Source organism: Curtobacterium flaccumfaciens, assembly GCF_013359815.1.
Classification (GTDB): Bacteria; Actinomycetota; Actinomycetes; order Actinomycetales; family Microbacteriaceae; genus Curtobacterium; species Curtobacterium flaccumfaciens.
In genome coordinates, this window is sequence record NZ_JABMCF010000032.1 from 169,887 (window position 1) to 189,390 (window position 19,504).

General features: G+C 73.0%; 16 protein-coding genes. 9 read left to right on the forward strand and 7 right to left on the reverse strand.

Going from position 1 to position 19,504, the window contains the following annotated elements:
• Positions 1 to 90: 90 nt before the first annotated feature.
• A complete protein-coding gene (locus tag HP445_RS04155; RefSeq protein ID WP_128781537.1) occupies positions 91 to 1,080 on the forward strand; it encodes a LacI family DNA-binding transcriptional regulator in 990 nt (329 codons plus the stop codon).
• A gap of 103 nt (positions 1,081 to 1,183) precedes the next feature.
• Here the strand turns inward: HP445_RS04155 and HP445_RS04160 are convergent, their stop codons facing one another.
• Together HP445_RS04160 and HP445_RS18480 are read right to left on the reverse strand one after the other, a co-directional pair.
• Complete coding sequence (locus HP445_RS04160) at positions 1,184 to 1,831, reverse strand: TrmH family RNA methyltransferase (protein WP_128781536.1); 648 nt, start codon at positions 1,829 to 1,831, stop codon at positions 1,184 to 1,186.
• A 64-nt stretch (positions 1,832 to 1,895) separates the two neighbouring features.
• On the reverse strand, positions 1,896 to 2,594 hold the full coding sequence (locus HP445_RS18480; protein ID WP_163343243.1) for a TetR/AcrR family transcriptional regulator: 699 nt from the start codon (positions 2,592 to 2,594) through the stop codon (positions 1,896 to 1,898).
• Positions 2,595 to 2,772: 178 nt separating this feature from the next.
• Between HP445_RS18480 and HP445_RS04170 the strand changes: the two genes are divergently transcribed.
• The 4 genes from HP445_RS04170 (at position 2,773) to HP445_RS04185 (ending at position 8,476) form a co-directional block, all read left to right on the forward strand.
• Entirely contained in the window at positions 2,773 to 3,570 is a 798-nt protein-coding gene (locus HP445_RS04170; RefSeq protein WP_128781534.1) for an HAD-IIA family hydrolase, read from the forward strand.
• A gap of 199 nt (positions 3,571 to 3,769) precedes the next feature.
• Complete coding sequence (locus HP445_RS04175) at positions 3,770 to 4,963, forward strand: EfeM/EfeO family lipoprotein (RefSeq protein WP_128781533.1); 1,194 nt, start codon at positions 3,770 to 3,772, stop codon at positions 4,961 to 4,963.
• Positions 4,960 to 6,399: an iron uptake transporter deferrochelatase/peroxidase subunit gene (gene efeB, locus HP445_RS04180; protein WP_241660481.1), complete on the forward strand. Its 1,440-nt coding sequence runs from the start codon at positions 4,960 to 4,962 to the stop codon at positions 6,397 to 6,399. Before HP445_RS04175 ends, efeB begins: the two co-directional genes overlap by 4 nt.
• A gap of 94 nt (positions 6,400 to 6,493) precedes the next feature.
• Positions 6,494 to 8,476 (forward strand): phospholipase C, encoded by a 1,983-nt coding sequence (locus HP445_RS04185; RefSeq protein ID WP_241660480.1) that lies wholly within the window; start codon positions 6,494 to 6,496, stop codon positions 8,474 to 8,476.
• 221 nt (positions 8,477 to 8,697) lie between these two features.
• Here the strand turns inward: HP445_RS04185 and HP445_RS18485 are convergent, their stop codons facing one another.
• Positions 8,698 to 9,588, reverse strand: coding sequence for a CPBP family intramembrane glutamic endopeptidase (locus HP445_RS18485; RefSeq protein ID WP_164941272.1), 891 nt, complete (start codon positions 9,586 to 9,588; stop codon positions 8,698 to 8,700).
• 37 nt (positions 9,589 to 9,625) lie between these two features.
• On the opposite strand from HP445_RS18485, the gene HP445_RS04195 reads away from it, so the two are divergent.
• Positions 9,626 to 10,315, forward strand: a complete 690-nt coding sequence (locus HP445_RS04195) for a metal-dependent transcriptional regulator (protein ID WP_128781531.1) — start codon at positions 9,626 to 9,628, stop codon at positions 10,313 to 10,315.
• A gap of 416 nt (positions 10,316 to 10,731) precedes the next feature.
• On the opposite strand, the gene HP445_RS04200 is transcribed toward HP445_RS04195, so the two are convergent.
• Positions 10,732 to 11,376, reverse strand: a complete 645-nt coding sequence (locus HP445_RS04200) for a HEAT repeat domain-containing protein (protein WP_128781530.1) — start codon at positions 11,374 to 11,376, stop codon at positions 10,732 to 10,734.
• 108 nt (positions 11,377 to 11,484) lie between these two features.
• On the opposite strand from HP445_RS04200, the gene HP445_RS04205 reads away from it, so the two are divergent.
• On the forward strand, positions 11,485 to 12,438 hold the full coding sequence (locus HP445_RS04205; RefSeq protein ID WP_111029748.1) for an aldo/keto reductase: 954 nt from the start codon (positions 11,485 to 11,487) through the stop codon (positions 12,436 to 12,438).
• Between the two features lie 235 nt (positions 12,439 to 12,673).
• On the opposite strand, the gene HP445_RS19105 is transcribed toward HP445_RS04205, so the two are convergent.
• Entirely contained in the window at positions 12,674 to 14,950 is a 2,277-nt protein-coding gene (locus HP445_RS19105) for a septum formation family protein (protein ID WP_128781529.1), read from the reverse strand.
• Positions 14,947 to 15,498, reverse strand: coding sequence for an orotate phosphoribosyltransferase (pyrE, locus tag HP445_RS04215; protein WP_071404348.1), 552 nt, complete (start codon positions 15,496 to 15,498; stop codon positions 14,947 to 14,949). The genes HP445_RS19105 and pyrE overlap by 4 nt, the downstream gene beginning before the upstream one ends.
• 96 nt (positions 15,499 to 15,594) lie before the next feature.
• Between pyrE and HP445_RS04220 the strand changes: the two genes are divergently transcribed.
• Together HP445_RS04220 and HP445_RS04225 are read left to right on the forward strand one after the other, a co-directional pair.
• Positions 15,595 to 17,262 carry a hypothetical protein gene (locus tag HP445_RS04220; protein WP_128781528.1) on the forward strand — a complete coding sequence of 556 codons (1,668 nt, stop codon included), beginning with the start codon at positions 15,595 to 15,597 and terminating at the stop codon, positions 17,260 to 17,262.
• 74 nt (positions 17,263 to 17,336) lie between these two features.
• On the forward strand, positions 17,337 to 18,689 hold the full coding sequence (locus tag HP445_RS04225) for a M23 family metallopeptidase (RefSeq protein ID WP_128781527.1): 1,353 nt from the start codon (positions 17,337 to 17,339) through the stop codon (positions 18,687 to 18,689).
• Here HP445_RS04225 and HP445_RS04230 read toward each other — a convergent pair.
• Positions 18,686 to 19,495: a phosphotransferase gene (locus HP445_RS04230; RefSeq protein WP_308201636.1), complete on the reverse strand. Its 810-nt coding sequence runs from the start codon at positions 19,493 to 19,495 to the stop codon at positions 18,686 to 18,688. The genes HP445_RS04225 and HP445_RS04230 overlap by 4 nt on opposite strands.
• Positions 19,496 to 19,504: the final 9 nt, after the last annotated feature.

The window sequence follows — 19,504 nt, forward strand, 5'->3', positions numbered from 1 at the left end:
GAACGACCCCCACCCCGCACCCCACCGCCCGGCCCATGTCACGTCAACCGCTACGATCGACGCACGAGCCAACGGAGGTCGAAGCGCATCATGGGAGACGGCAAGCCCGCGACCATCTACGACGTCGCCGCACGCGCCGGGGTCTCGAAGTCCCTCGTCTCCCTCGTGCTGCAGCGCTCCCCGCGGGTCAGCGACCAGCGCCGGGCCGCCGTGCTCAAGGCGATCCAGGAGCTCGACTACCGGCCCTCGACCGCGGCCGTCTCCCTCGCCGGCACGCGCAGCCGCACCATCGGCGTGGTCCTCGACGACTTCCGCAACCAGTGGTTCGTGGACCTGCTCACCGGCCTGCGCGAGAGCCTGCAGGACCAGGGGCACCGGCTCGTGGTCGCCGACCGGTTCCTCAACACGGGGCTCGATGCCTCTCCGGTGGAGGGCTTCCTCTCCATGCGCGTCGAGGGCATCGTGATCGCCGGCGAGCCCACCACCGACCTCGCGATCCCCGCCTCGATGCCGCTCGTGATCGCCGGTGGCCGTGTCGCGATCCCCCGCGCGGACACCGTGGCGAACGACGACCACGCCGGTGGCGGCATCGCGGCGCAGCACCTGCTCGGCCTCGGCCACACCCGACTCGGGTTCGTCGGTGCGAGTTCGGCGGCCTCGGCCGAACGCCAGTCCGGGTTCGAGCAGGCCGCAGCAGCACGCGCCTCTGTCGTCACGACGGTCTTGCCGGGTGAACCCACCGAGGAGGCCGGTTCCCGCGCCCTCGGCATGCTCCTCGACGAGCACCCGGACGTCACGGCCGTCTTCGCCGCGAACGACGTGATGGCCCTCGGTGCCCTGTCCGAGCTCGCCGAACGCGGGTTGCGCGTCCCCGAGGACGTCTCCGTCATCGGCTACGACGACACCCCGGTGGCGGCGATGCGGTACGTCGGCCTGACGAGCATCGACGACCGCAGTGTCGAGATCGGCCGCGGCGCCGGCGAGCGCCTGCTGGCCCGCATCGCCGATCCGCGGATCGCCGCCACGGAACTCCTCGTCGAACCCCGCCTGGTCGCGCGCCGCACCACCGCCGCGCGCTGACGCGCCAGCACGGACCCTGGCCGGGAGGCCCGCCTTGTCTCCGCCCCGCCCGCTTCGTGAGCAGAAATGGTCGGGTCCAGGGCCCGTACCCGACCATTTCTGCTCACGAAGTCGCGCCCGGCAACTCCGCGTGCTGGACGATCCACGAGTGCATGACGATCGCCGCCGCGGCCGAGGCGTTGATGCTCCGCGTCGACCCGAACTGCGTGATCTCGAGGTGTGCGTCGGCACCGGCGACCGCCTGCTCGGTGAGCCCGGGGCCCTCCTGCCCGAACAGGAACACGCAGCGCTCCGGGATCGTCGCGGTCTCGATGCGTTCGGCACCCGGGGTGTTGTCGATCGCGACGACGGGACGCTGTTCCTCCGCCATCGCGGCGAGGAACGCCTCGACGTCGGGGTGGTAGCGGACGTGCTGGTACCGGTCGGTGACCATCGCTCCGCGCTTGTTCCACCGGCGTCGCCCGATGATGTGCACGGTGCCGGCCAGGAACGCGTTGGCGCTCCGCACGATCGACCCTATGTTCAGGTCGTGCTGCCAGTTCTCGATCGCCACGTCGAACGCGTGCCGTCGGGTGTCGAGCTCGGCGACGATCGCGTCCATCGACCAGTACCGGTAGCGGTCGAGCACGTTCCGGGAGTCGCCGGCGGCCAGCAGCTCCGGGTCGAGCCGCGGGTCGTCGGGCCAGGGTTCCGGGTGCGGCCCCACCCCGTTGGTCGTCAGCTCGTGCGACGGTTCGGGCGCAGTGGTCACCCGACCAGCGTACGGCGCACACGGCACCGGCCCGACGACGGCAGCGCCCTGCGGCGGCGCGGGCTCAGGCGGTGCCGGCCCCGTGGGCGATGCGCGACTCGATGCCGGCGATCAGGATGTCGAGGCCGAGCGCGAACCGGTCGTCGTAGGAGTGCTCGCCGAGGATCTCGCCCACCAGCCGGTGCCGCTCGGGGCGTCCGGCCTCGGAATCCCCGCGTCCGACCTGCACCCCGGCGTGCCCGACCACGAAGTCGTAGACGACGAAGAAGGTGTACATCGCCTCGGCCGGCGGCAGCCCGGCGTCCTGCAGGGCACCGACGACCTTCGCCACGACGGCGTCGGACTCGGTCGAGGCGAGCGGGGCGCGCTGGCTGTGCGACTCCAGCACGAGCGGGTGGGTGCGCATCAGGTCGCGGAACGTCGTGGCGAAGGTGCGGACGACGGCGTGCCACTCGTCCGGCCAGACGAAGGTGGCGGTGAACTCGTCGACGGTGCGGCGGACGAGTTCGGCGTGCAGGTCGTCCAGCCCGCCGATGGTCCGGTGCACGGTCATCGGGGCGACCCCGAGCCGCACGCCCAGGGCTCGGAAGGACAGCCGGTCGAGGCCGTCCTCGTTCGCGATGGTCGTGGCGGCGTCGATCACCTGCTCGCGGGAGAGCACGTTCGGGCGGCCTCGGCGTCGTCGCGGCGTCACCTCGAGCTCCGTCTCCGACACCGGGGTGGGTCGGGGCGCGGCGGACGGGGTTCCGGGTTCGACGAGCACGAGGGGCCTCCTTGATTCGGTACGTGTCCCGAAAAGCGTAGGGCAAAAGCCGACCACGGTTCGGTGTCTCGACCTTCTCGGGTCTCGGAGCAGCGCGCAAGAGCCGCCCCGGGCCTCCCGGCCCTTTCCGAGCCGGCCGCGAGCCGGGCCTGAACCCCTGCGCAGTAGGGTGAGGGCCATGGCGACCCGAGACGACGTCGAGTGCTGGCTGACCGACATGGACGGCGTGCTCGTCCACGAGAACCAGGCGCTCCCGGGCGCGCCGGAACTCATCCAGCAGTGGCTCGACGACGGCACCGAGTTCCTCGTGCTGACGAACAACTCGATCTTCACGCCGCGCGACCTCAGCGCCCGGCTGCGGGGCTCGGGCCTGCACGTGCCCGAGGAGCGGATCTGGACGAGTGCGCTCGCCACGGCCGACTTCTGCAAGTCGCAGATGCCCGGTGGCTCGGCGTTCGTGATCGGTGAGGCCGGCATGACCACCGCCCTGCACGAGGCCGGGTTCATCATGACCGAGACCGCGCCCGACTACGTCGTCGTCGGCGAGACCCGCAACTACTCGTTCGAGGCGATCACCAAGGCCGTCCGGCTCATCCGCGCCGGCGCCCGCTTCATCGTGACGAACCCCGACGCCACCGGCCCCAGCGCCGAGGGGGTCCTGCCGGCCACCGGCGCCATCGCGGCGATGATCGAGAAGGCCACCGGCAAGCAGCCCTACGTGGTCGGCAAGCCGAACCCGATGATGTTCCGCTCCGCGATGAACCGGATCGGCGCGCACTCCGAGAACACCGGCATGATCGGCGACCGCATGGACACCGACGTGCAGGCCGGCATCGAGGCGGGGCTGCACACCGTGCTCGTGATGACGGGGATCAGCGACCAGGCCGAGATCGACCGGTACCCGTTCCGCCCGAGCGAGGTCATCTCCGGCGTGCACGAGCTCGTGCGCACCGAGCCGTTCGAGGTTGAGGTCTAGCTCGAGCTCGAGCGGCCCCCGACCCGGGTGCGCCCGTTCGCCACAGATCGCTCGATGACGATCCGGTGAACAGAACCGCCCTGCGGTGAACGACGGGAAAACTGCCCCTGGGGCGACTCTATGGTTGCCCTGGTCGAGCCGAAAGTGGCTCTGATCAGGGTTTTCTGTGAGTTACTACAGGATGGGGTCATCGGTGCCGATGTCGGTTCGTGCCACGACGGCAGTGGTCGTCGGCGCGCTCGGGGCGCTCGTGGGAACCGCGATCGTCGCCCCGCACCTGGTCCCCTCGCCGGCGCCGCAGACGTCGGCGGTCACCGTGCAGGCCGGCACCGACGCCTGCGGGACGGGGTGGCCTGCGAGCCCGGACCGCGCCCTCGCCGGCCCCCAGACGTTCCGGATCCACAACACCTCCGTCGCCGGGATCGAGGTGCAGCTGGTCGACCCCACGAACGGCGCGGTCTACCTCGACGCGGAGGGCCTGGGATCGGGTGCGACGCACGCCTACGGCGTCCGGCTCCCCCGCGGCCAGTACCGGTTCCGCTGCCTGCCCGCCGACGCGAACCCGAGCACCGGACCCGTCGTCCACCTGCGCGGCGCCACCCACGTCAGCGACGAGACCCCGGGGATCGTCCCGGTCACCCGCGACGACCTGATCCCCGCCGTGAAGTCGTACGGCGCCTGGATCGAGAGTCGCCTGCCGGCGCTGCTCGACGACGTGCGTGCGCTGGACGCCGACGTCCGTGCAGGTGACGTCCGCGCTGCACGGCGGGACTGGCTGACCGGGCACCGCGAGTACGAGCAGCTCGGAGCCGCCTACGGTGCGTTCGGGGACGACGACACCGCGATCAACGGGCTCCCGGCCGCCGGACGGACCGCACTCGACGACCCGCACCTGGCCGGCTTCCACCGCGTCGAGGCGCTGCTGTGGTCGGGTGCGCCCAGCCGTCGCGCCGTCGCGCCCGCCGACGCCCTGGTCGCCGCCGTCGCACACCTGCGCCGGACGTTCCCCACCCAACGGGTCGACCCGCTCGACATCGGCCTGCGCTCGCACGAGATCCTCGAGAACGCGCTCCGCTTCGAGGCGACCGGGGCCACCGACGCCGGCAGCCACACCGCACTGGCGACGATCGACGCGAACACGAGCGGGACAGAACACGCGCTCGAGCCGCTCCGGTCGATCCTGCGGACCCGCTACCCGGGCCTCCGGGCCACCGATCGTGCGCTGGCGACCCTCCGCGCCGACCTGGAATCACACCGACGGCCCGACGGCAGCTGGGACACCCTCGACAGTCTCGACCGCACCGCCCGCGAGCACCTCGACGCCGACCTCGACGCTGCGCTCGAACGACTCGCCCCCGTCGCCGCCATCTGCGACCCGAGGAGGACCTCGTGACCGAACGACCGCAGCGCCAGGGCCGGCAGGGCTTCCAGAGCCGGCAACTCCCACGCGGGATGGACGCGGCGACGTACCGACGGATGACCGAGGCGCACGCCCGCCTCGGCCTGTCCGCCGACGGCAGCGCGTGTCCCGCCGGTGCGCCGGACGACCAGCAGCCGCCGACCGGCCCCACCCGCGGCGTCGGCCGCCGCGCGTTCCTGACCAGCGCGGTCGGGGCAGGTGCCGGAGCCGCCGCGGCGGCGGCGAGCCTGACCGCCGGGGGTGGGACGGGCCTCCAGGCAGCCGCCGCGACCACAGGCGGTGCCGACGCTCCGCCCGGTTCGTCGTACGCGTTCCACGGGGCGCACCAGGCCGGGATCACCACGCCCGCGCAGCGACAGTCGGCGTTCCTGGCGTTCGACGTGACCGCGGCCGGCCGCGGGGAGCTCGCCGACCTGCTCCGGACGATCACCGAGCGGGCCCGGTTCCTCACCCGCGGCGGCACGCCTGCCGACGTCGGGATCACCGCCCCGCCGGCCGACTCCGGCGTGCTCGGACCGGAGGTCGCGGCCGACGGGCTCACCGTGACGGCGAGCGTCGGCGCCTCGCTCTTCGACCACCGGTACGGCCTGTCGGTGCAGCGCCCGGCGCGGTTGCGGACGATGGAGGACTTCCCGAACGACGACCTCGACCGGTCGATCTCGGACGGCGACCTGCTGCTGCAGGTGTGCGCGCACAACACCGACAGCGTCCTGCACGCCGTCCGCGACATCGCCCGGGCCACTCGCGGCGGCATGCAGGTGCGCTGGCGGCAGGACGGTTTCGCGTCCCCGCCGCGCCCCTCCGGCACCCCGCGCAACCTGCTCGGGTTCAAGGACGGCACCGGCAACCCCTCCACCGCGGACCGCAGCGTCATGGACGACCTGGTCTGGACCCGCGGCGGACAGGACGGCGAACCCGACTGGGTCACCGGGGGCAGCTACCACGTCGTGCGGACCATCCGGATGTTCGTCGAGTTCTGGGACCGCGTCTCACTGCACGAGCAGGAGAACATGATCGGCCGGCATCGCGACTCCGGTGCCCCGCTCACCCGCAGCGGCGAGTTCGACGACCCCCGGTACCAGGACGACCCGACCGGCGACGTCATCCAGATGGACGCGCACATCCGGTTGGCGAACCCGCGCACCGCCGAGGCCCGTGCGCAGCAGATGCTCCGTCGTCCGTACAACTACGACAACGGCACCGACACGAACGGCGACCTCGACATGGGCCTGTTGTTCGCGTGCTTCCAGGCCGATCTGGAACGGCAGTTCGTCGCCGTGCAGAAGCGCCTGGTCGACGAGCCGCTCGTCGACTACGTGTCACCCGTCGGCGGCGGCTACTACTTCGCCCTGCCCGGGGTCCGCCACGCGGACGACTGGCTGGGCCGTCGGCTGCTCGCACGGACCTAGCCGGGCGCCGGGCCGTCGCTCGCACACGCCCGCCCGCCGCAGGGCCCCACCGCTCCCCCACCGCCCCACCGTCCCGACCAGTGAGAGGTTCCACGTGTTCCGACCTTCCGAACGACGCGTCCAACAGGGCGCGCTCGCCATCATGGCCCTGGCGGCCGTCGCCGGGACGGCCCTCGCCATCCCGCAGTCGGCGTCCGCCGCGGACAACTCCCTGAAGACCACCACCCCGATCAAGCACGTCGTCGTCATGTACGACGAGAACGTGTCGTTCGACCACTACTTCGGCACCTACCCGAAGGCCGCGAACACCGACGGCACCCGCTTCACCGCGGCGCGGAGCACTCCGAAGGTGAACACGCTCGCGTCCTCCGGCACCCTGACGAAGAACCCGAACGCCTACGCCCCGTCACGGCTGACGCCCGCCCAGGCGCTCACGTGCGACCAGAACCACAACTACCTGCCCGAGCAGAAGGCCGTCGACGGGGGTGCCATGGACAAGTTCGTCGAGAGCACCTCGGTGGACACCTGCACCGGCCTGTACGGGTCCCCCGGCCTGACGATGGACTACTACGACGGCAACACCACCACCGGGCTGTGGAACTACGCCCAGAACTACGCGATGAGCGACAACGCCTGGGACACCGGCTTCGGCCCCTCGACCCCCGGGGCGCTCAACCTGATCAGCGGCAACACCCACGGCGGCACGGGCGTCGACTCCGTCACCGGTGCCACGGTGCCGACCTCGACCGCCGTCGTCGCGAAGGACGCCGCGGGCCAGGGCACCGTCACCGCCGACCCGGACCCCGCCTACGACGACTGCTCCGACAAGGACCACACGTCGACGTCGAACCTGGTGAAGATGTCGGGCAAGAACATCGGCGACCTGCTCAACGCGAAGGGCGTCACCTGGGGCTGGTTCCAGGGCGGCTTCACCCCGACGACGGCCTACGCGGGCACCGGCACGCTCGCCAAGTGCGACGCCACCACGACGAACGTCGGCGGCTCGGTCAGCAACGACTACTCGCCGCACCACAACCCGTTCGCGTACTACGCGTCGACGTCGAACCCGCACCACCTGGCACCGACGAGCGACCGCATGATCGGCTCCACCGACCGGGCGAACCACCAGTACGACCTGTCCGCGTTCGACACGGCCCTCGCCGAGCACCGGATGCCCGCCGTGTCCTTCCTCAAGGCACCCGAGGCCCAGGACGGCCACGCCGCGTACTCCGACCCGCTCGACGAGCAGAAGTTCCTGACGTCGAAGATCAACGAGATCGAGCGGTCGCCGGAGTGGTCGAGCACGGCCATCGTCATCAACTACGACGACTCGGACGGCTGGTACGACCACGTCGCGCCCACGATCCTGAACGGCTCGACGGACTCCTCGAACGACACCACGGTCTGCACCACGGCCGCGACCAAGGTCGGTGTCGCCGGTGGGTACCTCGACCGCTGTGGCCCCTCGCAGCGGCTGCCGTACCTCGTCATCTCGCCGTTCGCCAAGCAGAACCACGTCGACCACACCGCCATCGAGCAGACGTCGACCACAAAGTTCATCGAGGACAACTGGTCGACCGGGCGGATCGGTGACCAGTCGTTCGACGCCCGGGCCGGGTCCATCCGGAGCATGTTCGACTTCACGCACCCGCAGCACCGCGAGGTGCTCCTGAACACGAAGAGCGGTGCGGTCTCGCGGATCGTGTCCACGGTCGTCACGCCGAAGCCGACCCCGAAGCCCACGACGAAGCCGCACACGGGGACCGGCGGCACGGGCGCGGGCCCCGGTTCCGGTGGAACGGCAGGAACGGCGGGCACGGCCGGCACGGCGGGTACGGCCGGCACGGGCGCCGGCACGGGCAGCGGGGCCGCGACTGCCTCGAGCGCCGCAGCAGGAGCCGGAGCCGCCGGGCAGACCGTTGCCGCCGATCCGTCCGCGACCGACCCGTCCGCGACGCGCCTGGCGTTCACCGGCGTGCAGCTCACCGGGGTCACGATCGCCGCGATCGTGTTCCTGATGGCCGGCATCGCGCTGGTCGTCGTCCGCCGTCGACAGCTCCGGCGTCGGGCCGACTGACACGACGCGGGTCGACCGACGCGTCGCGTCGACTGACACAACGCGTCGGGTCGACCGACACGACGCGTCGCGTCGACCGACACGACGCGTCGCGTCGACCGACACGACCGAACGGCGCCCCGGAGCGTGCTGCGCTCCGGGGCACCGTCGCGTCCGCGCGGGGTCGCCACGCGCCGGTCGGCACATCGTCCGCCAGTGCAGCGGCCGTCGCGTCCGTTCCCTCAGACCACGTCGGCCGGGAGGCGCGGCTCGCCTCCCGGCACCACGACCGCCCCCATGGGCGGTACCGTCCGCCACCGCTTCACGAGCCGACGGGGTCGGTCGTCGTACCAGGCGATGACCCCGCCGGCCACGATGCCGAACGCGAGCACCCCGAACGAGAACAGCCCGATCAGGCCGAGCAGCGTCAGCTTGCCGAAGTCGCCCGTGTCCGCGGTCGCCGAGAACCCGATGGACCCGAAGTCCCAGAAGGCGTGCAGCAGCACCGGGGCGAGCAGCGAGCCGGTCAGCCGGCGCGCGACGTACAGCGTCGACCCGAACGACGCCGCGAACACGACCTGGATGAGCGTCGGCCCGATCCCGGCACCGGCGAGCGCGTTGAGCAGGTGCAGCAGCCCGAACAGTGCGCACGACAGGGCCCAGACCCCCATCTCCGGCAGGCGCCGCCGCAGCCCGACGAGCAGGGTCCCGCGGGCCATGAGCTCCTCGAAGACCCCGACGAACAGCACCCCGACGGCGAGCAGCAGGAAGTAGTGCGCGGGCAGCGCCGTCCAGTCGATCAGGGGCAGCCGGACGACGCACACCACGAGCACGAGGACCGGTGCGAGCATCGTCCACCGCAGCCGCGTCCGGACCGGGTCGACCGTGGCGATCCGCCACCAGCCGAGCGCCGTGACGAACAGGGCGAGTGCCACGACGGCGATGCCCTCGGGGATGACCAGGGCGTGCACGACGCTGTCGACCGTCTGCGCGAGGGTCGCGTAGTCGTCGCTCGGCCGAGACCGCCAGGCGCTGATCGCCGCGAAGACCACGATCGGCGCGAGCCCGAGCAGCAGCGACGGGGGCACCGGCCAGCGACGGCGGCGGGCTCGGACGGGGGCGGTGGTGGTCACCTCCCGGTTGTACCAGGCGGGTCGTACGATTGGCGGTATGCGCCTGCCATCCCTGTCCACCATGGCAGAGGACTACGTCAAGCTCATCTGGAAGGCCAGCGAGCGCGGCGGGCCCGGCTTGGCGACGCGGGACATCGCGGCGTCGCTGAAGGTGTCGGCGTCGACGGTGTCGGGCAACCTCAAGAAGCTCGACCGTGACGGCCTGATCGAGCACACCCCGTACTACGGCGTCGTGCTCACCCCGCTCGGGCAGCAGGTCGCGGTGGCGATGGTCCGGCGACACCGGCTGATCGAGACGTTCCTGGTGGAGCGGCTCGACTACTCGTGGGACGAGGTCCACACCGAGGCCGAGGCCCTGGAGCACGCCGTGTCCGAGCAGTTCCTCGACCGGGTCGACGCCGACCTCGGCCACCCGACGCACGACCCCCACGGTGACCCGATCCCCGGGGCGGACGGCATCGTGCCGGACTCCCCCGGCACGCTCCTCGGCGCGATCGAGCCGGGAGCGTGCGGCACCGTCGACCGGGTCTCGGACGACGACCCCTCGCTGCTGCGGTACTTCGACGAGCTCGGGGTGGGACTGGGCACGCACCTGCGGGTCGAGCGGGTGCGGGACTACGCCGGCGTCATCGCAGTGTCGCGGCGGGCGACCGACGGCTCGGAGTCCCTCGTCGACCTGCCGGCCGCCGCCGCGTCCTCCATCTGGCTCGCACCCGACGGCGACTGACCGCGCTGCGTGTGCGGGCCGGCCGGTCGGCTGGCCGGGACACCCCGCTCACGCCCGTCGACTGGTCACGGTCTGTCGCCCGACAGCCCCGCAACCGACGGTCCGCGACCACTCGGTGCCCAGCGCACGGGGCGTCGTGACCGCACCACGGCCCGCGAACGCGCGTGGCGTCGGACGGGAGGCCCGGTGCGCGGCCGCCACGCGCCTCCCGTCCGGCGCCCCCACCGGTCACGACACCCCGCTCACCTCCGCCGAGCGGTCACCACCTGTCGCCCGGCAGCCCCGCAACCGACGGTCCGCGACCACTCGGCACCCCGGCCACGAGGCGTCGTGACCGCGCGACGCGCCCACCCCACCACCGCGACGCCGACGGTTCTCGACCACTCAGCCCGCCCGGCCGCGCGCGCCGGCCGGCCCTAGCCCTTGACGGACCGCGTCCGGCCGAGGGCGACCTCGCGCCGAGCCCGTTCGAGCGCGTACTCGGACGCGACGCCGGGGTCGTGCAGCAGGCGTTCGGTCTCGCGCACGTGCTCCCGGACGGCCTCGGTCCCCCGGTCGGCGGCCGCGGCGAGGACCGGTCCGACGGTGTCCTCGCCGAGTCCCACCAGGGCACGCGACAGGCTGAGCCGACGCTCGCGGTCGCCGATGCCGAGCTGCACGGCGAGGGTCCGCGCGAGCGACGCCCGCTCGTCGTCCGGCACCAGTGCGACGGCCGTCCGCCAGGCGGCGCGGAGCACCCCGTCGTCGTGGTCCTCGAGCAGCGGGCGCACCGCCGGCCACGCCTCCGGGTCGCCGATCTTCGACAGGGTGTGGAGCGCCTGGCTGCGGGCCTGCGGCTCGGGGCGCTCGAGCTCGGGCAGCACGCGGGCGACGACGTCGTCGGCTGGGTGCCGGGTGAGCGCCCACGTCAGCATGTCGCGGACGAAGAAGTCCGGCTCGACGGCGCACTGCGCGACGAGAACCTCGAGGTCCGCGGGGTCCGGGGTGGTCCCCGCGGCCATCACGGCCTGCAGCCGGGCGGAGGATCGCGGATCGGCGAGGGCATCGGTGAGCGTGGTCATCCGTCCATCGAAGCCCCTCGCGCCGGGGCCGTGTCAAGCATCGGGGCATAGCGTCGGGAGACGTGCGGTTCGCTCCCACCGCACCCCCGACCACGAAAGGACCTCCGTATGCCCCGCATCGGTACCAGTGACCTGCACGTGTTCCCCCTCGCCCTCGGCGGCAACGTCTTCGGGTGGACGGCGGACGAGTCGACCTCGCACCAGGTCCTCGACGCCTACACCGCAGCCGGTGGCGACTTCATCGACACCGCGGACGTCTACTCGGCCTGGGCGCCGGGCAACTCGGGCGGCGAGTCCGAGCGGGTCATCGGTTCGTGGCTGCGCGCCTCGGGCAAGCGGGACGACGTCGTCATCGCCACGAAGGGCTCGCAGCACCCGGAGTTCCAGGGCCTCGCCGCGGACACCGTCGCCGCAGCTGCCCGCGCGAGCCTCGAGCGCCTCGGCACCGACCGGATCGACCTGTACTACGCGCACTTCGACGACCAGTCGACCCCGCTCGAGGAGACCGTTCGCGCCTTCGACCAGCTCGTGCAGGACGGCCTGGTCCGCTACACCGCGATCTCGAACTACTCGAAGGACCGTGCCGCGGAGTGGATCCGCATCGCGACGGAGAACGGCCTCGCCCAGCCCGTCGCCATCCAGCCGCACTACAACCTGGTCACCCGCCAGCCGTACGAGGCCGAGATCGCACCGCTCGCGCACGAGCACGGACTCGGCGTCGTGCCGTACTTCTCGCTCGCCGCGGGGTTCCTGACCGGCAAGTACCGCTCGAAGGACGACTTCGCGGGCAAGGACCGCGAGGGCCAGGTGTCCGGCTACTTCACCGACGAGGGGCTCGCCGTCGTGGACGCCCTGTCCTCGATCGCCGATGCGCACGGCTCCGAGATCGCCACGGTCGCGCTCGCGTGGCTGCAGGCGCAGCCCGACGTCGTCGCGCCGATCGCGAGCGCCCGGAACACCGAGCAGCTGCCGGCGCTGCTGGCCTCGGCGGAGCTCGAGCTCACCGCCGACGAGCTGCAGACGCTGTCCGACGTGTCGGCGAAGGTGCCCGCGAGCGCCTGACGCCGGCGCTGTCCGCACCGCGGCACGCACCGCCGCCGATGCAGAACGACATCCCCGACGTCGCACGACATCGGGGATGTCGTTCGTTGCACACGCGGACAGTCCCGGGGCGCGAGGAACGACGGTGTCGTTGTCGTACGACGTCGACATCGTCGTTCGACGTCGGACGTCGGACGTCGACCGCCCGACCCGCGCCGGCCGCCCGACCCGCGCCGCCCGCCCGCCCGACCCGCCCCTACGCCCCCGGCGCCAACGACCCGGTCAGCGGCTGCCCCGACGACCGCGTCACGAAGCACGCGATGAACCGGTCACCCTGGTCCCACGTCGCCTGGTCCGGCGCGTAGGAACCCTGCACCTGCACGTCCCCCACGGCAGCGGCGGCCGAGGCGTTCAGCGCGGTGTCGGACTGGCACTGGTCGGCCGCCTGGGTCGCCAGGGCCTCGGCACCGGGGTAGGTGTCACCTTCGACGGCGAGGCGTGCGGTCAGCTGCCCGATGTGCGGCGTCGCGCAGTCCACCACCGTGAAGGTCTGCGACCACGCGTTCGTGAACGGCGACAGGCACTCCCCGCCAGCCAGGTCGGTCCACGGGTGCTCGCCGGGCAGGGCCGGGGTCGTGGCGAACTGCAGCGTGGCGGCCGGTGCTGCGGCGCCACCCGGCTGCGAGGCCGACGCCGACGCCGCAGCGCTCGGGGTCGCCGGCGCCGACGAGGCAGCCACCGGCGACTTCGTCGGCACGGCCTGGTCGGCGATGTTGTTGCCGAGGATCCACTTCGACAGCAAGAACACCAGCACGATGAGCACGAGGATCAGCGCGATCGACCCGTAGATCAGCAGCTGCTTGCCGCGCTTGCCCTCGTTCCGCAGCCGCGCGAAGCCCTCGTTGATGAAGTTGTCGCGATCGCCGGGCTGCCGGTCCGGACCGCCGGCCGGCCGCCCAGCAGCAGCGGGCGCGGGGGCAGCGGCAGGAGCGGCAGCAGCCGCGGGCACGGCAGCCGCCGGCATCATCCGCGTCCCGGTGTCCTCCGGGTCGTAGCCGGTGCCACCGAGCTGCCCGACGGCCTCGGTGCCGAACAGGTCCTTGATGGCACTCGTGTCACTGGTCTCGCGGCCGTCCCACTCGGACTGGTCCAGGTCGTCCGGCGCCGCGGCGGGCAGGGACTCCGGCTGCGGACCGGTGTCGTTCCCACGCAGCCCGAGCACGGCGTCGAGGTCCTGCCCCACCGACGGCGGCAGGTGCGCCGGGTGCTCCTGGGCGCCGGCGGTCGGCTCGACGAGCGGCGGCGCGGTGGTCGGCGGCACGGTCGCGTCGGGCTCGGACCACCAGGGCGTCCCGGCCGCCGGCATCGCGGTGGTCGGGGCATCGGCCTGGAGGCCCTCGGTCGCGTCCGGCACGTCGCCTCCGGCGGGCGCACGGGGCACGTCCACGGCCTCGGTCGCCTCCGACGGAGCGGCGCCAGCGGCACCAGCGACAGCAGCAGCAGCACCTGCACCGGCCCCGACACCCGGGACCGCCGGGGGAACCACCGGCGGCGCGGGGACCGCCGGCGGCACCGGGTAGGTCCGCGGTGCCTGCGGCAGCCCGGAGGCCGGGGTGTCGACCTCGCCTGCGACGACCTCGTCCTCGTCGTCCAACTCGTCGGCGAGCGACCAGGACCCGGCGGACAGCGCGGTGGTGTCGAACGAGTCGGTGGTCAGCGTCGCCGGGACCTCGCCGGGCTCGTCGTCGTCGCCGATCGCCCAGTCGAACGGCCGGTCGTGGGCACCGGTCTGCGTGGGGACCGGCCCGGTGCTGGTGATGCGCAACAGGTCGGTGAAGGTCGGCGGTTCCTCGGTCGGGGGCAGCACGTTCTCGACACCGAGGGGCTGCGGCGCAGCGGGAGCAACCGGCGCCACGGACTCCGGGTGGTTCCCGGTCGCGCGGCCGAGCCAGTCGACGTCGGCGCGGCCCTCGCCGAACGGGTCGACGCGGCGACGCTCGTCCTCGATCGCCTTCGACGCGGCAGCTCGTTCGTCGCGGTGGGTCTGTGCCGTCGGCAGCACGATCGACGACGGGTGCGGCGCGGTGGAGTCCGGCGCGACGTCGGCGGCGGCCGGGATCCGGTCGTGCAGAGTGGAGCGCTCGTGCTCGACGACGGCGTCGGGGTTCTCGGAGGGCGCGAGCAGCTCGGGTGGCATCGAGATGGCCTGGGTCGCGCCGTCGTCGAGCGCCGGAGCAGCAGGTGCAGGCGCGGCAGGCCCAGGAGCAGCAGCCTCCGCCTCCCCCTCGGCCACGAACGGCTCCGGCAGCGGCGCGCCCGTCTCACGGGCGGTGCGCTCGGCCTCGCGGCGTTCCCGCCGCGACGGCCAGTCCTCCTCGCCGCGCGGAGCCCCGAAGATGTCCGCAGCGCTGCGGAGACCGTGGAACGGAGCGTCCGATCCGGACGCACGCCGAGCCTCCAGGCCGTCGTCCCCGTCTGCCGGGCCGGCGGTGCCGTCGGGTTCGCGTGCGTCGTCCGGACGCTCCTCGGTCACGCGGTCAGCCCCAGATCAGCCAACCCGATGGCCGCGAAGTACGGGTAGCCAGCCGCCTCGATCGTCTCCTTGGCACCGGTGTCCCGGTCGACGACGACCGCGACGGCGGCGATGATCGCGCCCTCGCGCTCGAGCGCCTCGGCCGCCTTGAGCGGCGAGCCGCCGGTGGTGGAGGTGTCCTCGAGCACGACGACGCGCTTGCCCTTGAGGTCCGGTCCCTCGACCTGCTTGCCGCGGCCGTGGTCCTTCGGCTCCTTGCGGACGACGAAGGCGTCGTAGGTCAGGCCCTGGGCTGCGGCCTGGTGCAGGACGGCGCTGGCGATCGGGTCGGCGCCCATGGTCAGGCCACCGACGGCGGAGACGTCCGGCACCTGCTGCACGAGCTCGGTCATGACCTGGCCGATCAGCGGCGCGACGCGGTGGTCCAGGCTGACCTTCCGCAGGTCGATGTAGTACGTCGCCTTCTTCCCGCTGGTCAGGGTGAAGTCGCCGTGGAACACCGCTTCGGAGGAGATGTACTGGATCAACTGTTCGCGCGCGTCGGTCACAGCGCACAAGGGTAGTCGGTCGGGCCCGCAACGCGCTCCCCCAGCCTGTGGGTCTGTGCGTACCGGCACCGAGGCGGCCTCGGTACGCTCCGGGGCATGTCCCGAGCACCGCGTCGCCCCGCCGTGGAGCCGGCTCCGTCCGGCGGCCGCCGGACCGGTGGGGTGGCCGTCACGATCGGACGGGAGGCCCTGGGCGGCCTGGTCGCGCTGGCCCTGGCCGTCATCGCCCTGCGCCACGTCGTCGCGACGGAACGGGTGGCGTTGCTCTGGTACGACGGCGACTCGGTGCTGCTGCCGCTCGTCGAGCGCTCGCTGCAGGCCGGCCAGCCGTTCGAGTGGGCGATGTCGCCCGCGCTGTTCTTCTTCCCCGAGCTGCCCGTGTACCTGTTCTGCTCGCTGGTGACCGGGACCCCGCAGCAGGCCCTGGCGCTGAACGGGGTGCTCGTGCTGCTCGCCGTCTACGCGCTGGTGCGGGCCGCCGCGAACGAGCTGATGCCGTCCGCCGGGCGCCCTGCGCGGATCGCGGTGTCGGCGGGGGCACTCGGCCTGGTCACGCTGCTGGTGCTGACCGAGTCGTCGGCGACCGCGACCTCGCTGGAGCTGGCGTCCCTGCTGCTCACGACGACCTACTACTACGGCGCCGTGCTGGCGGTTCTCGGCACCGCGGTGCTCGTGCTGCGGGCGGTGCGCCTCGGTCGGGCGTCGGTGCCGCTGCTCGTGGTGCTCGGCCTCGTCGCCGTGTGCACGACCGCGTCGAACCCGCTGTACGTGCCCTGGTCCGCCGCTCCCGTCGTCGTCACCCTCGGGCTCCTGGTGCTGGCGCGGCGGGTGCCGTGGCGCCCCGCTGCGTTGCTCGCCGGTGCCGTGACGGTCGGATCGGTCGTCGGGTACCTGGTGCGGATCCCACTCCGGCCGTTCGTCTCCCTCGACCCGGCGACGTACGTGCAGCCGTCGCGGGCCGGCGAGACCCTGCGGTTCTTCGCGGCACTGACCGACGACCGGGCGGGCACGGCACCGGGCGACCTCGGGCTCCTGCTGCTGTTCGCCGGGGTGCTCGTCACCGTCGGCGGCACGGTCTGGGCCTGGCGGGTCCGCACCGCACGCACCGTGCTGGTCGCGACGCTGCTGCCGCTGGTGACCGTCGTCGCCGTGTCCGTCGGGGTCGTCGCTGCCGGGTCCGAGACCCCGCGCTACCTGCAGCCGATCGTGACGGCACCGCTGCTCGCCCTCGTCGCCGTGGCCGAGCTCACCCGCACCGCGGTCCGTCGCACCCGCGTGCACCGCCCGCACCGCGGGGTCCGGGCGGGGGTGGCGGTCGCGATGGCCGCCGTCCTCGCGACCGGGATCGCCGTGGCCCCCGGCACCGCCCACGCCGTGTCGACCGCGCGGTACCCGGCGGCCGCGTGCCTGGACCGCTGGGCCGACGGGCGCCAGGTCACCGGCGTCGGACAGTTCTGGACGGTCCGGCCCCTCGCCACCTACGCGTCGACGAACGTCGGGCTGCTGCAGGTCCGCGACACCTTCGAGACGTACCCCTGGCTCGTCGACCTCGGCGCCTACCGCGACGCCGACCCGAGCTTCGTGGTGGTCGGCTCGCACGACCTCTGGACCACCGCGGTCGAGGACTCCCTCGGCCCCCCGGCGACGATCACCCACTGCACCGGGTTCGACGTCTACGACTACGCCGGCACCGCCGGGCAGGCGATCCTGCGGCGCGACGTCGTCGGGAGCGCCGACATCATCCGGCGCGACCGCGGCTTCTGATCCACTGCTGAAGTTGTCCACAGCGGCGCGTTGCCGTCCGATGCTCGCTGTACGGATGTATAGGCTCGTGCTCGATGTCTCGTCCCACCAGCCCCCGCGCCCACCGTGTCCCCGTGCGCCTGCGCCTCGCCGTCACCGGCCTGGCACTCGCGGGCCTCGTCGGCACGGTCATCGCCGACGCTCCGGCCGCCCAGGCGGTGACCTACCCCACGTGGGACGAAGTGAAGTCCGCCCGCGGCAAGGAATCCGCCAAGCAGGGGCAGATCACCGAGATCCGGGGCATCATCAGCGAGCTCGACGCCAAGGTCGAGGCTGCCGAGACGAAGGCGCAGAAGCTCGGCGACGTGTTCTACAAGGCACAGCGCAAGGCCCAGACCGCGGCGGAGAAGGAACAGCAGCTCCGCGCCGACGCCAAGGACCACGCGAAGGTCGCCGACCAGAGCGCCGCGCAGGCCGGGCAGTTCGCCGCGCAGATGTCCCGCTCCGGTGGCGCCGACGTCACCACCTCGGTGATCACCCAGGGCGAAGACGCCAGTGATCTGCTGTACAACCTCGGTGCGCTGAGCAAGCTCTCCGAGCAGGCCGAGCGTGTGCAGGCCGCCGCGAGCGCCGACGCCGCCGTCGCCAGCTCGCTCGAGGCGCAGGCCGACCGCGCCGCCGAAGCGCTGGGCGACCTCGCTGCCGAAGCCGAAGACCGCATGCAGGAAGCCCAGGCGGCGTCCGACGCCGTGCAGGCCGCCTACGACGAGCAGCAGTCGAACAAGGCCCGACTCGACGCCCAGCTCGCGACCCTGACCTCCGGCCGCGTCCGGACCGAAGCCGAGTTCGCCAAGGGTGAGCGCGTCCGCAAGGCGGCGGAGGAGAAGGCGGCACGCGAAGCCGCAGAGCGCGCCGCCGCCGCGCAGCGAGCAGCTGCCGCACAGGCCGCCGCGAACTCCGGCGGGGGCGCGCCGTCAGGCGGCGGCTCGACCGGCAGCAGCGGCTCGGGCGGCGGCGGTTCCGTCGGCGCGGGCTCCGGGACCGGCTGGGTCCGCCCGGCCAGCGGCTACGTCATCAGCCCCTACGGGTACCGCGTGCACCCGATCACCGGCGTCGTCACCATGCACGAGGGCACCGACCTGGCGAGCGGCTGCTACACGCCCATCGTCGCGGCCTCGGCCGGCACCGTCGACTACGTCGGCTGGTACGGCGGCTACGGCAACTACGTCCGCATCAACCACGGCGGCGGCGTGCAGACCGCGTACGGCCACATCGTCGACGGCGGCTTCCGGGTCGCCACCGGGCAGCAGGTCTCCGCGGGGCAGCTCATCGCGCTCGTCGGCTCCACCGGGGCGTCGACCGGCTGCCACAGCCACGTCGAGGTGCACATCAACGGGGCCACCACCGACCCGGTGCCCTTCATGGGCGCTCGCGGGGTCGCCTTCTAGCCGATCGACCCCGGTTCCGGCTCGTCGATCCCGTCGTCGCCGGCGTTCCACAGCGCCCGGTACCACGCGGTGCGCTCCGGGTCGTCCGGCAGCCCGTAGGCCCGGTGGAACAACGGCTCCCACCCGGGTCCGTAGTTCCACCCGATCGCCATCGTCGCCACCGCGATGTCGGCCCAGCGGTCCGCGGCGCCCATCGCGTCCAGGTCGACGTGCCCGCTCCACCGCCGGTCCGCACCGATGAGCGTGTTGGGCGTGCACGGGTCACCGTGGCAGACGACGATCCGGTCCGTCGGCGGCTCCGGACCGAGACCGCCCGGGCCGCGGACGGCGTCGGCGTCGGCGCTCGCCTCGCGCGCGCGACGGAGCCGGTCCGCGGTCGCCCACGTGAACGGGCAGTCGTCGACGGGCAGGGTGTCGTGCAGCGCGCGCAGGCCCTCGCCCACGGCGACCACCGCGGTCCGGGGTTCGTCGTGCCAGCGCGGGTCGACGGCACTCCACCCGGGCACGGCACGGGTGTGCAGCCAGACGCCGGCCTCGTCGGCGCCGTGGTCGAGCACCTCGGGGACCCGGGCGTACCGGGACGCCCACGTCAGCCGCTCGGCCTCGCCGCTGATCCACGAACCGTAGGCGCGCGGCAGCACCTTCACGAACTCCTCGGCGTGCGCATCAGATCCGATGCGGAACGTCGTCCCGCCGATCTGGTTGTGCCAGACGAGCGCGACCTCACGCCCTCGGGCGACGTCGGTGACCACGCGCGGCACCGGGACGGTCTCACCCGGCCGGGGCAGTCCACCGATCGAGCGCACCAGGGGACG